The organism is Labrys sp. WJW (assembly GCF_001676615.1).
Classification (GTDB): domain Bacteria; phylum Pseudomonadota; class Alphaproteobacteria; order Rhizobiales; family Labraceae; genus Labrys; species Labrys sedimenti.
Map to the genome: position 1 here is coordinate 38,170 of NZ_LYXZ01000010.1, position 14,811 is coordinate 52,980.

At 60.7% G+C, this 14,811-nt stretch carries 12 protein-coding genes and 1 tRNA gene; 7 read left to right on the plus strand and 6 right to left on the minus strand.

All coding sequences use genetic code 11. The features are described 5' to 3' along the window. Window positions 1-442: 442 nt before the first annotated feature. Both BA190_RS06710 and BA190_RS06715 read right to left on the minus strand, forming a co-directional pair. The gene (locus tag BA190_RS06710; RefSeq protein ID WP_068284502.1) at window positions 443-1,549 is read right to left on the minus strand and encodes a mandelate racemase/muconate lactonizing enzyme family protein; all 1,107 of its coding nucleotides are present in this window, start codon (window positions 1,547-1,549) and stop codon (window positions 443-445) included. A gap of 8 nt (window positions 1,550-1,557) precedes the next feature. Then, a complete protein-coding gene (locus tag BA190_RS06715) occupies window positions 1,558-3,132 on the minus strand; it encodes a trimethylamine methyltransferase family protein (protein ID WP_068284503.1) in 1,575 nt (524 codons plus the stop codon). A 131-nt stretch (window positions 3,133-3,263) separates the two neighbouring features. Here BA190_RS06715 and BA190_RS06720 point away from each other — a divergent pair, with 131 nt between their 5' ends. After that, on the plus strand, window positions 3,264-4,181 hold the full coding sequence (locus BA190_RS06720) for a LysR substrate-binding domain-containing protein (protein WP_068284504.1): 918 nt from the start codon (window positions 3,264-3,266) through the stop codon (window positions 4,179-4,181). 48 nt (window positions 4,182-4,229) lie between these two features. Here the strand turns inward: BA190_RS06720 and BA190_RS06725 are convergent, their stop codons facing one another. From BA190_RS06725 to BA190_RS06735, 3 genes are read right to left on the minus strand one after another with little or no spacing between them, the layout of a single operon-like run. After that, window positions 4,230-5,552 (minus strand): FAD-binding oxidoreductase, encoded by a 1,323-nt coding sequence (locus BA190_RS06725; protein WP_068284512.1) that lies wholly within the window; start codon window positions 5,550-5,552, stop codon window positions 4,230-4,232. Window positions 5,553-5,564: 12 nt separating this feature from the next. Continuing rightward, window positions 5,565-7,091, minus strand: a complete 1,527-nt coding sequence (locus BA190_RS06730) for an aldehyde dehydrogenase (RefSeq protein ID WP_068284514.1) — start codon at window positions 7,089-7,091, stop codon at window positions 5,565-5,567. After that, the gene (locus BA190_RS06735) at window positions 7,069-8,013 is read right to left on the minus strand and encodes a dihydrodipicolinate synthase family protein (protein ID WP_068284516.1); all 945 of its coding nucleotides are present in this window, start codon (window positions 8,011-8,013) and stop codon (window positions 7,069-7,071) included. The genes BA190_RS06730 and BA190_RS06735 overlap by 23 nt, the downstream gene beginning before the upstream one ends. 224 nt (window positions 8,014-8,237) lie before the next feature. Between BA190_RS06735 and BA190_RS06740 the strand changes: the two genes are divergently transcribed. From BA190_RS06740 to BA190_RS35740, 6 genes are all read left to right on the plus strand, one after another. Then, window positions 8,238-9,155: a glycine betaine ABC transporter substrate-binding protein gene (locus tag BA190_RS06740; RefSeq protein ID WP_068284517.1), complete on the plus strand. Its 918-nt coding sequence runs from the start codon at window positions 8,238-8,240 to the stop codon at window positions 9,153-9,155. Between the two features lie 84 nt (window positions 9,156-9,239). After that, complete coding sequence (locus tag BA190_RS06745) at window positions 9,240-10,364, plus strand: glycine betaine/L-proline ABC transporter ATP-binding protein (RefSeq protein ID WP_068284520.1); 1,125 nt, start codon at window positions 9,240-9,242, stop codon at window positions 10,362-10,364. A gap of 36 nt (window positions 10,365-10,400) precedes the next feature. Beyond that, complete coding sequence (locus tag BA190_RS06750; protein WP_068284522.1) at window positions 10,401-11,246, plus strand: proline/glycine betaine ABC transporter permease; 846 nt, start codon at window positions 10,401-10,403, stop codon at window positions 11,244-11,246. A gap of 207 nt (window positions 11,247-11,453) precedes the next feature. Then, window positions 11,454-12,221 carry an SDR family NAD(P)-dependent oxidoreductase gene (locus tag BA190_RS06755; protein ID WP_068284539.1) on the plus strand — a complete coding sequence of 256 codons (768 nt, stop codon included), beginning with the start codon at window positions 11,454-11,456 and terminating at the stop codon, window positions 12,219-12,221. A 10-nt stretch (window positions 12,222-12,231) separates the two neighbouring features. Then, the gene (locus BA190_RS06760) at window positions 12,232-12,999 is read left to right on the plus strand and encodes an SDR family NAD(P)-dependent oxidoreductase (RefSeq protein ID WP_068284525.1); all 768 of its coding nucleotides are present in this window, start codon (window positions 12,232-12,234) and stop codon (window positions 12,997-12,999) included. A gap of 736 nt (window positions 13,000-13,735) precedes the next feature. Further along, entirely contained in the window at window positions 13,736-14,386 is a 651-nt protein-coding gene (locus BA190_RS35740) for a hypothetical protein (protein ID WP_156771390.1), read from the plus strand. Window positions 14,387-14,714: 328 nt separating this feature from the next. Here BA190_RS35740 and BA190_RS06770 read toward each other — a convergent pair. After that, a tRNA-Met gene (locus BA190_RS06770) sits at window positions 14,715-14,791 on the minus strand. Between the last annotated feature and the right edge of the window lie 20 nt (window positions 14,792-14,811).

The window sequence follows — 14,811 nt, forward strand, 5'->3', positions numbered from 1 at the left end:
GAGATTGCCAATCTTGGAATTGAGCCGTCTGTCGGTCACGGACGGCGATAGGTTGACGGGCACAGTCGGATCCATGAACTGCCGCACGCATTGTGCAAGCGCCGGTTGAAGGGAACGGAAAGGGTGAGAACGTGTGCTACGCATGGAATATGTGTCAACGGACGCCGGAGTGTGCAGAACCTGTTGGCAACGCGTGGGTTGAGGCCTGACGCAAACGAAAAAAGCTACCAAAATCAGACTAATTCATTGATATTATTATTAATTTCCTGTCTCAGGGGCAGGCAATCGCCGGTGCCGATATTCCTTGCGAGTGGCCGTGTAGACGGATGACCTCTGAATTTACCCTGAAATTGGTTGCAACCTGCTAGCTGAAGCAAGAAGACACGGGCCTTCGAACCCTGGCCGCCATCTTTCGCCTGCTGCAGCTGAAACTCGCAATTCATCATCCATAACCTGCAACCGGCGAACCAAACATGCCTGGTTCCGGTTTGACGCCGAGGCCAGGTCGCTGCGGAACGGCGATGTGCCCTTCGACAATCTTCACCGGGTTCACACTGTCGTAGTGGCCGTCAATATATTCCTGGGCGATCCAGGCCCCTTCGCAGCGGCGTGGTTCGACCGTCGACGCCAGATGCGTACACGCCGCCGCGATGATGTCGCCGCCCCAGGCATCGTCGCAGGTGTGGGGCAAGGAGCGGATGGCACACATGTCGCGCACGGTGGTCATCTTGGTCAGGCCGCCGAGCCGGGTCACCTTGAAACCGAAGCCGTCGGCTATGCCCAGGGAAATCGCCCGCAGCACGGCATTCTGATCCTCGGTGCTTTCGTCGAGATAGACCGGATGGTTGACCCGCCCCTTCAAGGTAGCGATCTCTTCCATGGTATTGCATGGCTGTTCGAGCACGAGGGGGATGGACCGGCACAGATGGCTGAGCTGCATGGCAACAGCCGCAGTCATGCCGCGATTGCCGTCGACGGCGATACGAGCCTTGTAGCCGACCGCCTCCCAGACCTTGCGGACCGTGGCGACGTCCTGCTCGAGGCTGCGGCCGCCGATCTTGATCTGAAGGCGGGGATAGCCCGCCCTGACCTTGTCGGCGGCAATCCGCGCGGTTTCGTCGGGCTCGCCGACGATCAGGGAGTAGTAGCTCGCGACGCGGTCCGTCAGCGCACCGCCGAGCAGCGTCGAAACCGGAACGCCGAGCCGCTGGCCGAGGAGATCGAGGAAGGCGATATCGAGCGCAGCCTTGGCATAGCCGTGCCCGTTCAGGCGCTCATCCATGCGCTTTGCGAGCAACCGGATGGATTGCACCTGCTGGCCGATCAGGCCGGGAGCGATCTCGGCGATCGCAGCGCGGGCGCCAAGGGCATGCTGGGGCTGATAGACCGGGCCGATAGGACACGTCTCGCCCCAGCCCGCCAGTCCGTCATCGGTAACAACTTCCACCAGCGTGGAGTCGAGCGCTTGAACGTCGTCGCTCGCCATCCGGTAGATGCCGCCCTTAACGGGCAGGAGGACTTTATAGACGTTGATGGTCTTGATGCGCATCGCAGGTCTCAATATTCATCGTTCAGGGCGTCGACGGCAGGAATTTCGCGCGAGCGGCGTGCAATATAGTCGCGCAGTTCTTCATCCCTTGCTTCGTCCAACGCGGGCTCCTGATAGTCGGCCAAGAGATGCCTGGCGTGTTCGAGCGCCCGGCGGTTGATGTCCTTCTCGCCCTCGGCTTTCCACTGCTCGATCGAATTGTTGTCGAAGAGCTTGGGAATGAAGAAGGCCGTCTGGAAATTGGCCTGCGTGTGCGGATGGCCGAGATAGTGGCCGCCCGGCCCGACATCGCGCACGGCCTGCAGGGCTTCCTCGAAATCACCCCACTGGATGCCCTGCGTCATGCGATAGCCCATGGCGCAGACTTCGGCATCCACCACGAACTTGGCCATCGAGCAATGCATGCCGGCCTCGTTCCAGCCGGCCGAGTGCCAGATATAGTTGGCGCCCGACATGAGGACCGCCATCATGGTCATGGCGCTTTCATACCCGGCCTGGGCGTCGAAGACCTTGGCCCCGCCGAGCAGGTTCGACGTGCGCCAGGGAATATTGTAGCGCCGCGCCATCTGCCCGATCATGAAGTTCATCAGCGAGATCTCGGGCGTGCCGGCCATCGGCGCCCCCGACTGCATCGAGACCGTCGACAGATAATGCCCGTAGATCGCCGGGCAGCCCTTGCGGATCACCTGGGTATAGGCAAGCGCCGAAAGCGCCTCTGCATTGAGCTGGGCGACCGCGGCGGCCGTCGACGCCGGCGTATTCGCACCGCCCAGCACGAAGGGCGAGCAGAGCACGGGCTGGTTTCGCCGGCAGAATGCGCGCATCGCGCCGAGCATGACCTGGTCCCATACCAGCGGCGAGTTGCCGTTGCAGTTGCCGGTCGTCACCGCATGATTTTCCAGGAAACCGGGCCCGAACAGGATATCGCACATGTCGAGCACGTCCTCGGCATTCCTGGCCGAGGTGGTCATTCCCATGAAGATCTTGTCGGAATGCTTCATCGACGAATAGGTAATGTGGAGATGGCGGTGCGCGACGACGATGTCCATCGGCTCGACGATGTGGTGCGCCGATGAATGCAGCGCCGGCATCATGTGGGCAAGCTTATGAAAGGTGCCGAGATCCTCGATCGTCGGCAGCCGCCTGACATCGTCGAGGTCACGCAGATACGGCGCGCCGGTCATCGGCACGAAGATGGAATTGGGCCCGCCGAGCTCCACATTCTTAGCCGGGTTGCGCGCATGATAGGTGATATCGCGCGGAATGGTGCTGATCAGATCCATCACCAGATCGCGGTCTAGATGAACGCGCTCGCCTCGGACATCCGCTCCCGCTTTTTTCCAGTCTTCGAGAGCGATGGGATCGCGAAACACGACCCCGATATCCTCGAGAATGGCCAGGGATGCCTGGTGGATGCGCTCGACCTGATTGGCATCCATCGGCTCGACCACGGGCAAGGCACGTTTGAGGGTCGGGAGCATGTCGACCTTGGGGGCCATTCGGATGGCGCGGCGGGCATCGCGCCCGCTCCTTCGAGTTGTGCTCTCCTGAATGGTCACGCTCGCCTCCGCTTGTCTTAACATTACTGCGGCTAAGGCCTTGCAGTTACTGGGACTATTGCTGCAAGCTAGGGCAATGTCCTAATGCAAAAGTCTCACGCGCGTGTTGACTTAATTGCTGCCCTATTCGACCTTGGAAAGAAGCTCGGCTCAGCATGGTCCGCCGCTATTACGATCTGCCCTCGCTCACCACTCTGGCGGTTTTCGAGGCCTCCGCACGGCATCTCTCGTTCAAGCTCGCCGCCCGCGAGCTCAACGTCACGCCCGGCGCGGTCAGCCGGCAGATCAAGGCAATCGAGGACGAATTGGGTGTGCCGCTCTTTGCGCGCCTCGGCACCGGCGTGGCGCTGACGAGCGCGGGCGAGGATCTCTACGGGGTGCTCTCCAACAGCTTTTCGCGCGCTGCCGAGGTCGTGCGGACGATCAAGCGGGGAGACCGATCGAGGAACGTCACCATTGCCTGCACCGACGCCTTCGCCACGATGTGGCTGGTGCCCCGCATGCGCGGCTTCTGGCAGCGCTACCCCGAGATCACCGTCGACCATCTCATCTCCGACAATCCGCGCGATTTGCGTCGAGCAGAGGTCGAGTTGCGGGTGCGCTACGGCCTTGGCTCCTGGGCGGACGAGACGGCCGAGCTTTTGTTCGACGACACCATCTATCCGGTCTGCGGCCGAGGTTTCGCCGCCGAGCATCGGGATGCAACCGCCGAAACGCTGGCCGAACTGCCTCTCGTTCACGTGGATTGGGTCGATCCGGAATGGTCGGATTGGGATGAGGTCCTGCGCCGGTCCAACATTCCACACGGTCCCTTGAGAGGCCGGCGCTACGGGAAGTTCAGTGTCGCGCTTCAGGCCACCCAGGCCGACCAGGGTGTCGCCGTAGGGTGGCATCGGCTGGTACGGTCCCTGGTCGAGAAGGGGCGGCTCACGCGCCTGACCGACCTCGAAATTCCGGCACCGGGTGGCTATTACCTGACCTGGAACGACAACAGGGTGCTGAGCCCGGCGGCCGAAACCCTTCGCAGCTGGCTGAGAGAGATCGCCGAGAGCGAACGGCAAGCCTTCAACTGAACGCGTGCCCGACAGGCAGAATGCGTTTCACCCCGGGGCTTTGTTCCCTCACATTTCTCGCCCCGCGCGCTTTTGCAGCCACCACAGCTTCGCCGCCGCGCCAAGGGACATGAACGGTTCGGGATAGAGCTTCCGGGGGGCGGGTTCCGATAGCGCTTCCTCTACCATCGCCTCTCCGCTGCCCGCCGCCAGGTCGGCGATGAGCTTGCCATAGAGCGTGCCCTTGACCGTTCCCAGCCCGTTGCAGCAGCAGGCCGAATAGATGCCCTGCTCGACCTCGCCGAAGGCCGGCGCACTGTTGAGGGACAGGCACAGATGCCCGGCCCAGCGAAACTCCGCCTGCACGCCGGGCAGCATCGGGAACCGCTCGCCGAAGGAGCGGTCATGCGCCTTGCCGAAGTTTTTGACCAAATCTTCCGAAACCCGCATCGAGGAGTTGTAGGTGCAGGAATTCCGCACCACGATCCGGTCTCCGAAGCGCCGGACGGTCGACCCGAGCGGATCGGCCGGGATGAGGCCCCAATAGTTCTCGCCGCCGAGCTTCGCCATCTGCGCCGAGGTCAGCTTTTGCGACATGCTCGCATAGAGGAAGATGTGCATGAGACGGCGGCGAAAAAAGCCGAAGCTTTCAACCTGCCCATTCACCGTCAGGATGATGCGGGGCGCCTCGACCTCTCCCAGAGGCGTCGACACCATATGCGTCGTCCCGCTCCTGATCGAGACGACCGGCGAATTCTCGAAGATCTCGACCTTTTCGGCGAGGCCGTGGGCGACACCGCGAATATAGGCGGCCGGCTGTATCATCACCGTGCCCGGCGTGAAGGTGCCCCCGGCGTAGTAGGAGGTTCCGGTCACGCGGCGCAAATCGTCTGCGCTCAGTTTTTCGAACGGCTCGCCGAGGCTGGACAAATGCTGCTCGAACTCGGCAAGGACCCGCTGGCCTCGCGCCGTGGCGGCGCCATGATATTTGCCGGCCCGAATGAAATGAGGCTCCAGCCCGTATTCCGCGGCAGCGCCGGCTGCGAACTCGATCGCGGCCCGGTTCATCCGGATCTGCTTGACGTCGTGGTCGCGGCCGCCCGCGTAATTATCGCTCGCAAGTTCGTGCGGCAGGTCGATCATGAAGCCTGAATTGCGGCCCGCGGCACCCCAACCGATCCTCTGCGCATCGAGAACGACAATGCGGGCGCCGGGCTGCAGCTGTGTCAGGCGGCGTGCGGCTGCCATGCCGGCAAAGCCTCCGCCGATGACGACCCAGTCGGCCTTGTACTTGCCCTCGAGGACGCGTGGCGGCGGCGGTTCTGGCAGGAGTTCGTACCAGCCCGACCCGGCCAGGTCGGCCGGCGTCCTGATCGCAGTGTGGATAGCCATGGCGAAGCCGGTTCAGTCGAGCGTCTTGGTCGTGCGGGGGTCGGAGATATCGGCCCAAACCGTCTTCAGCTCCGTGTACTGGTCATGGGCGTGCAGGGACTTGTCGCGGCCCCCGAAACCCGATTGCTTGAAGCCGCCGAACGGCGTGGTGATATCGCCCTCGCCATAACAGTTGATGGTCACGGTGCCCGCCCGGATGTCGCGTGCCATGCGATGGGCCTGGCCGAGATTGGCCGAGAAGACCGAGGCGGCAAGCCCATACGGGGTGTCGTTGGCGACACGTACCGCCTCATCCGCGCTCGCTACCGTGATGATCGACAGGACGGGGCCGAAGATCTCCTCCCTGGCGATCACCATGCCCGGTTTGACGTCGTCGAAGATGGTCGGCTCGATGAAATAGCCCTTGCCGATCTTGCAGGCTTCGCCGCCGGCGATGATTTTCGCGCCCTCGGCCTTGCCCTTCCTGATGTAGTCCATGATCGTCTCGAACTGTTCCTTCGAGACGATCGCGCCGAGCCGGTTGGCTGGATCGAGCGGGTCGCCGAGCGGCCAGTCCCTCAATTTGGCGATGATCTGCTCGACGAGCGCGTCCTTGACCTTTTCATGCACGATGAGCCTGGAATTGGACGAGCAGTTCTCGCCCATGTTCCAGAACACGGCCTGGGTCGCTTGCTGGGCCACGACATCGAGGCACTCGGCATCGTCCATGACGATGCAGGGGTTCTTGCCCCCGCATTCGAGCACGACGCGCTTCAGATTGCTCTTGGCCGAATATTCGAGGAACTTGCGTCCGATATCGGTGGAGCCGGTGAACGCGACCATGTCGATGTCGGGATGCAGGCCAAGCGCCTGGCCCGTCACCTCGCCGGGCCCGGGCAGGATCTGCAAGACACCGCTCGGCAAGCCGGCCTGGTGGGCGAGCTCTGCCATGCGCAGTGCCGACATGTTGGTCTGCTCGGCCGGTTTGACGATGACGGAGTTGCCGGTGGCGAGCGCCGGCCCGATCTTCCAGGCCAGCATCAGGATCGGGAAATTCCAAGGCAGCACGCAGGCGACCACGCCAAGCGGCTGGCGCACGATCATCGAGACCACGTTGTCGCCCGAAGGCGAGGTCTGGCCGTAGACCTTGTCGGTGGCCTCGGCATGCCATTCCAGGCAATGCAGGGCCTCGGGAATATCGATCGTCTCGACGTCGAAGATCGGTTTGCCGCTCTCCAGCGTCTCGATGACGGCCAACTCGTGGGCATTGTCCCGCAGCAGCTTGACGAAGCGCTTGAGCACGCTCTTGCGCTCGCTGGGGTGGGCCCGCGACCAGGTGCCGGCCTCGAAGACCCCGCGTGCCTTCTCGACGGCGAGGTCCACGTCAGCCTTGCCACAGCTGGCGATCCTTGCGAGACGCTCGCCCGTGGCCGGATTGATGGAATCGAAGGTATCCGCGGACAGAGCCGGCCGCGCCTTGCCGTCGATCACCGCATTGGTCGGCAGCGGCAGGCTCTGGGCCAGGGCCGCGTACTCATCACGCGTTAAGAGCAACGACATTCGGGGCACCCTTCTTGATGGACTTGTTGTCGATGGAAGCGATCACTGCCTTGAGGGTGCGGATGGTGTTCGCGAGTTCCCGCCGCTCGTCCTCTTCAAGCCCGCGCATCGGCTTGCGCACGGGCCCCGCCGGCAATCCCGCCAACTCGCAGCCATATTTGATGGCCTGGACGAATTTGCCGCCCTGCTCGAGCACCCGCATCAACGGCAGCAGGGCGGACATGATCAGCCGGCCCTTGGCGAAGTCCTTTTCGACGACGCAAGCATTGTAGAGGGCGAGATGCTCCTCGGGCAGGCAATTGCCCGCGCCGCACACCCAGCCCCTGGCCCCCCAGACGAAGAATTCCAGCGCCTGGTCGTCCATGCCGCAGAACAGATCGATATGCGGATAGTCGCGCGCCAGAATGTGCAACTGGTTCACGCTGCCGCTGGATTCTTTGATCGCTCGGAAATTGGTGTTGCGGCCGACGCGGTCGAGGAACTCGGTGTCCATCATCGTGCCGGTGCGGCCGGGGTAGTTGTAGAGCATGATCGGCATGTCGGCCGCCCGGTCGATCGCCAGTGCATGGTTGGCGAGTTCCTGCTGCGTGGGCACCGCGTAGTAGGGCGAGCCGATCAGGATACCGTCATATTTCAAATCGCGGGCGATGAGCGCGTATTCGATGCAATCCTCGGTCCGGATGGCGCCGACGCCGGCGATCAACGGCACGCGGCCATGGGCAACCTTCGCGGCGAGCTTGAGCAGGCCCACCCGTTCGTCCCGTGACTGGGCATAGTACTCGCCCGTGGTTCCGCCGATGACGATGCCGTGGACGCCGGCCGCGATGAGATGTTCCAGGACGGTTTCGAAGCCGGCTCGATCGATCGACCCGTCCTCGTGAAATGGCGTGATGATCGGCGGGATGACGCCTTTGAAGGACATGGATTAGCTCCGCTGTAGCTCACGGAAGGATTGCGAAGAGACGCTACAGAAGTCCGGGCGCTTGGACAGTCGAAATAAAGTCAATCGGCAGGCTACTTTTTTGCGCCCGCCGGTTAGAGCAAATCCATGTTACGCATTTCTCACCTGATAAAGGTGGCCTGAACAAAACTGAAAAGCTCGACAATCCATGAATTGTCAAGCAACCATCACCAGGAGAGGGTACGATGTCGAAGATGCCGAGCTTCGAGGCTTCACGGCGACAATTTCTACATTTGGGTGGTAATGCGGCCTTGGTGGCGGCAGGGTTTTCAACAACAGCTCTTGCCGATGCCTCGCGTCCGCTGGTCTATGCTTACGCGAATTGGTCCGATGCCCTCGCGATTACCTTTATAGGAAAGAAGCTGATCGAGGACAATTTTGGCTACAAGGTCCAGCCGCTGCAAGCCGATCCAGGCGTCATCTACGCCTCGCTCCAGTCCGGCAAGGTGGATGCCTTCTCGAATTCCTACATGCAGGGCACGGGCCCGCTGAAGGGCGACTACAAGGGCGGCCAGGCGGACTATGTGAAGAAGGTCGCCGGCGCGATCGAGATTCTGGGCATTTCAGAAGGGCCGATGACGCAGGGCCTGGCGGTGCCCGACTATGTCGAGATCAACTCGATCGAGGAACTGAATACCCACGCCGACAAGTTCGGCGGTAGCATCATCGGCATCGATGCGGGCTCGGGCCTGATGCAGTCGGCCGACAAGACCGTGAAGGCCTATGACCTCAAGCTCAAGCTCGTGGCGGGCAGCGAAGCGGCCATGGAAGCCGCCTTTGGCCGGGCCATCGGCCGCAAGGACTGGATCGTCGTCACCACGTGGGAGCCGCTGCCGATGTGGACCCAATACAAGATGCGCTATCTCAAGGATCCCAAGGCGACGATGATGGAAGAGCCGTTCTACTGCTTCCACGCCGTGCGCAAGGACTTCAAGGACAACTTCCCGAAGGCGCACGCATTCCTCCAGAAATTCCACATTCCCAACGATCAGGAAGCGCTCGTGATGAGCTGGATCGACAAGGGAATGAAGCCCGAGGAAGCCGCTGCCAAGTGGATCGACGACAACAAGGGCAAAGGCCTCATCGAGCAGTGGCTCGCCTGAGTCCCGCTTCTCACTTCGCCACGACGTTCGGGAGCGGATCTCTTCGTTCCTGAACGCCATCCCATTTGCCGAGGGAGGGGTTGGATGGACGCCAGCAAACCGGCCATCGAAATCAAGGGACTCTACAAGCTTTACGGCCATAGCCCGCAGACGGCGCTGGATACACTGAGGGACGACCCGAGCGCCACCGGCGCGCCAGGGCATTTCGTGGCGCTCAGGAACATCAATCTCTCGATCGAGCCGGGCAAGATCTGCGTGATCATGGGGCTCTCGGGCAGCGGCAAGTCTACGCTCCTGCGGTGCATCAACCGGCTCGTCGATCCGACTGGCGGCCGCATTCTCATCGGCGGGCGCGAGATCACCGGCGCCGGCAAGAAAGAGCTCCGGCAGATCCGCTCGAACTCGATAGGCATGGTGTTCCAGCATTTCGCGCTGCTCCCCCACATGTCCGTCGTCGACAACGTGGCCTTCGGGCTGCGCATTGCGGGCATGCCGCGGAAGGAGCGGCGGGCCAAGGCGTCCAAGGCGCTGGAACTGGTCGGCCTCAAGGATCTCGACAACCGCAAGCCCTCGAGTTTGAGCGGCGGCATGCGCCAGCGTGTCGGCCTCGCCCGTGCGCTGGTGATGGACACGCCCATCCTGCTCATGGACGAACCCTTCAGCGCCCTCGATCCGCTCATCCGCGAGGAGATGCAGCAAGAACTGCTCCGCCTCCAGGCCACGCTCAACAAGACGATCGTCTTCGTCACGCATGATCCCAACGAGGCCGCGACGCTGGGCGACCGCATCGCCATTCTCCTGAAGGGCGAAGTCGTGCAGGAGGGATCGCCGATGGACATCGTGCTGTCGCCCGCCAACGACTATGTGCGCAACTTCGTCAAGGGGATCGACGTCTTCAAGGTGCTCACCGCCGGCCAGGTCATGGAGGCGGATGCGGGCTTCCAGGCCGCCGAATGGAAGAAGCAGGATGTCGTCAAGGTCGGCGCTGATGACCTCATCGCGCCCTACCTCGATCGGCTCTCGTCGAATTCGGGGCCCCTCGCTGTTGTGCGGAACGATGGCAGCTTTGCCGGCCTGGTGACCGGCGCATCCCTGCTCAAAGCGCTGGCGGCCAATATCTCGCCTCCCAACAGGAAGCCCCAATCCGCTGCCGTCGCCGGCACGTCGGGCGGGAAAGGCATGGCAGAGGCCATGCAGCGAGCAGTCTGACCATCGCGCCCGGGCGCATGAACAAGGAGACGCGTGATGGATTTCTCGGAATTCGCCGACTCGATCGCCACGTCGATCGACGATTTCACCACCTATCTTTCGACGAATTACAGCTTCATCTTCGACTTCATCGGCTCGATCATCAACGGCATCAACGGCCCTCTGGCCACGGCGCTCACCATCGTGCCGGCCTGGATCATCATCGCCGTCGCGGTCGTTGGCGGCATTCTGCTTGGGCGGATCACGCTCGCCATTCTCGGCGGGGTGGGCCTCGCCTTCATCCTTGCCATGAACCTCTGGGCGGCGGCGATGCTGACCCTTTCCCTCGTGCTGACCGCCGCCTTCATCGCTCTGCTGATCGGCATTCCCCTCGGCATGCTCATCGCCGAGTCCAAGAAGGTCAATGCGGTCGTCGAACCGGTTCTCGACTTCATGCAGACCATGCCCCCTTTCGTATTGCTCGTCCCCGCGGTGTTCTTCTTCGGGGTCGGTACGGTTCCCGGTGTGATCGCCACGATCTTCTTCGCGATTCCGCTGCCGACGCGTCTCACGGCGCATGGCCTCAGGATGGTGGAAAGCGAAATGGTGGAGGCGGGGGAGGCCTTCGGCGCGGGCCGCATGACCATCCTGTTCCTGATCAAGCTGCCGCAGGCCTTCCGATCGATCATGGCCGGCGTCAATCAATGCATCATGATGTCCCTGTCGATGGTCATCATCGCTTCGATGATCGGCGCGGGCGGACTGGGCGACGAGATCATCCGCTCCATCTCCCGGCTTCAGGTCGGCAAGGGGGTGGAGGCGGGCCTGGCCGTGGTGGTCCTGGCGATCGTCATCGACCGTTTCTCCAAGCGCATCAGCCAGAAGGTCGATCCAACCGCCTGAGACGACCTTTTCGGCACAGGACTCATTGCGGCGGTACGGCCAGGCCGTGCCCCGTTCGCCCGTCCATGACGGAGGTTCCGACAAACTATGCGGGGCGCGGAGAACTCAACCAAGACATGAGACTTTTGCAGCTTCAAGGCACTGGCAACCAGCTCGATTTGAGGGAAATCTGTCTCAATTCCAGGCACATCGTTCACGGACATGGGAATGACTGAGGACACCATCAAGACTGCAGTGATAACCGGCGCGGCCGGCGGCATCGGGCGTACGATTGCCCGCAAGTTCATCGGGAATGGCTTTCGGGTGGTTCTTGGCGATGCCGACGCCGATCAACTCGCCTCGTTCTGTGCTGAACTCAACGCCGGCAGCGAAATAGCCTGGGTGGTGCCAGGGGATCTTCGAACCAAGGCCTATTGCGAAGATCTCGTCGATGCGGCGCTCGCCAAGACCGGGCGGATCGACGTCCTGGTGAACAATGCCGGCATCATCACCCGCGGCAACATCCTCGAGACCTCGGACGACGACTGGATCAGGACCTTCGACGTCAACCTCACGGCGGTCTTCTATACCTGCCGCAGGGCGATCGGGCACATGAAGGCGGCAGGCGGTGGTGCCATCGTCAACATCGCGTCCTGCTGGGGTCTCTATCCCGGCCCCGGCCATCCCGCCTATTGCACCAGCAAGGGCGCAGTTGCCACGCTGACGAAATGCCTGGGGCGCGACCATGCCCCCGACGGCATCCGGATCAATGCGGTATGTCCCAACGAAGTGAACACCCCGATGCTGCGCACCGGCTTCATCAAGCGCGGCTTCGATCCCGACACGGCCATTGATGAGCTCAATCGCAGCGTCCCCCTCGGCCGTATCGCCGAGCCCGAGGACATCGCTGAGGTGGTCTATTTCCTGTCGTCGGATGCGGCCCGTTACATCGCGGGCACCGCCGTCGAGGTCAATGGCGCCAAGCCCGTATATTGAGAGAAGTTCTATGTCGAAGAGACTTGAAGGCAAGATTGCGGTCATCACCGGGGGCGGACGGGGCATCGGGCTGGGCATCACCCAGCGCTTTGCCGAGGAAGGGGCTCGGATTGCGATCGTGCAACGAAATGCCCCGCCCGCCTCCATCCTGAACGAGCAGACGGTCTTCATCCAAGCCGATCTCACCCGTCCCGATGAGCTTGCGAGTGCCGTCGATCGAGCCGCCGAGCGCTTCGGCGGTCTCGACATCCTGGTGAACAATGCCGGCATCATGTTCGAGAAGACGGTCGAGGAGATGTCCGAGGAAGACTGGGATCAGATGATGACAGTCAATCTCAAGGCCCCCTTCCTTCTCACCAAGAGGGCCGTGCCCCTGATGCGGTCTCGCGGCGGCGGGAGCCTGATCAATATCGGTTCGATCGAGGGGATCGGCTCCAATCCGGGCCACCCGGCCTACTCTGCTTCCAAGGCGGGTATTCATGGCTTCACCGCTGCGGTCGCGGTGGATCACGGACGGGATGGCATCCGCTGCAACGCGATCGCACCGGGCTGGATCAATTCGGACCTCAGCGAGATCTATCTGGAAAGCATGCCCGACAGCTCGCGGATCCGACGCGAACTGCTGGCCATGCATCCGGCAGGTCGCCTAGGAGAGCCGCGCGACATCGGCAATCTGGCAGTATGGCTCGCCTCCGATGAGAGCACATTCGCGACGGGGCAGGTCTTTGTCGTGGATGGCGGCCGCACCAAGAAGTTGCCGCTGCCGATAGCGACATAACATGCTTCCCAAAAGTCTGCATCGAGCTTGGAAGGATGAGGAGGAGGGCAATGCGCCCTTCCGAAAAACCCGGCCGTCTTAGGCCCCACTAGGCTAAATTGAGGTCCACGAGCGGCACCCGGGACTCCGAACAATATTTATTAAAAATATTCGGTATTTTCGTGGTTATTTTGATATTTAATTCCAAAATTTGTAACGTTCAAAAATTTAATGATCTTCAAAGGATGACACTTTAGCTATAAATCTTAATTTTTGGTAGATAATTAATCATGTGTTAGAAATATATAGTTATAAAATAGAAAATAATTGTAAAATATAGCAAAAATTTCTGCATATATTCTATATTATTTGCTCAAAATTGAGTGAAATTTTCTGAAGAAGCTACTTACCTCTCTTAGTGCGGTCAGTTGTCGGGAGCCTCGCACAGCTCGACGAAATTTGCGCACGCCGCTTCCTTCTGACAATAAGCCAATGTGTAGTTACCTGATTCAGCGACAGTATGCATATATGAAAAATATACAGAATTAATAATTTTCATTATAGTAAGTTATTTTCAATAATATATGGTGTTATGGCCTTTAACTTGGAATCTTTTCAAAATTATATCTAAAAGTAAACTATCTCTTTGAGCGCTTGCGCGGAAGATAATTTGCGGAATGCTGCCGGTTGTAGCCTGAGCTAGGTTGGTCTAGTCTGCTCCTCAGAACGAATGTACAGACCGAGCCTGGAGAGCGAGATGCATGATCCGCGCAGGGCACGGGGAGTACCGCTCCTGGTGTTCGTCCTCTTTTTTTCGCTGGTTTCGCTCGTGCAAGCCCGTGCTCAACTCATCACCAATGGCGGTTTTGAGACGAGCAACTCCGGTTGGACGTACGGTGGAGGATCCGCGCGAACAGCGGGAACCCTATTGGTTCCGGCGCATGGAGGAAGCAATTTCGGTTCGCTTGCTCTCGGTGGCGGCACAATTTCACAAACTATCACCATTCCGACGGCCGGCACTTACCGATTGAGTTTTTATCTGGCACCGCAGATTTCGCTTTCGCTGGGTACCCTGAATTTCAGTGTTCAACTCGGCGGACAGACATACCTCGGAACTTACAATGTAACGATATTGGGTTTAGGCGGCTACAATCTTTATACACTGACGGTTAATCTACCTGCTGGCCTAACAAATCTTGTCTTTACGAATTTGCCTGGATTGCTGACTGCCCCGTTGCGCGTAGACGATGTGACTATGGTGCAGATTCCGGGGCCGATCCCCGGTACGAGCGCGATTTCTTATCTGGTTGTGGCTCTCCTGGCCCTGGTGTTGGGGCGAAAGCACTTGGGTAGCGGTTTGAAGTGGCTCAAAGGGCGGTTTTCGACGCTGAGTTCGGAGGCTTCCTAGCAGGGACAATCGTGGGAGCAAGCTGCCTAGCAAGGAGCTGCGCCAGATGTTGAACCGTCTCGACACGAGGTTGCGCGGATTGGACGATGGCGAAGCCCCGGGGGCGGATTCGACATCCGCAATACCGTTGAGGTGCTCCCCGAATTTGGACCGCCCGGCTGGCAGATTTTCCGGGCTGAGGCTCATGGCGGATGGGGTGCGCCAGAGCCAGTTGTGAGCAAAATCGGCACCTTGTTGCCGATGGCGCACACTGTTTGAATTCGGACCCGTAAACGCAAAACGCCACCGGGGTCGTTAGACCCAGATGGCGATTGATTTATGACAGAATTGGTTGCGGGGGCAGGATTTGAACCTGCGGCCTTCAGGTTATGAGCCTGACGAGCTACCGGGCTGCTCCACCCCGCGGCAGGTATTTGTGACATGGT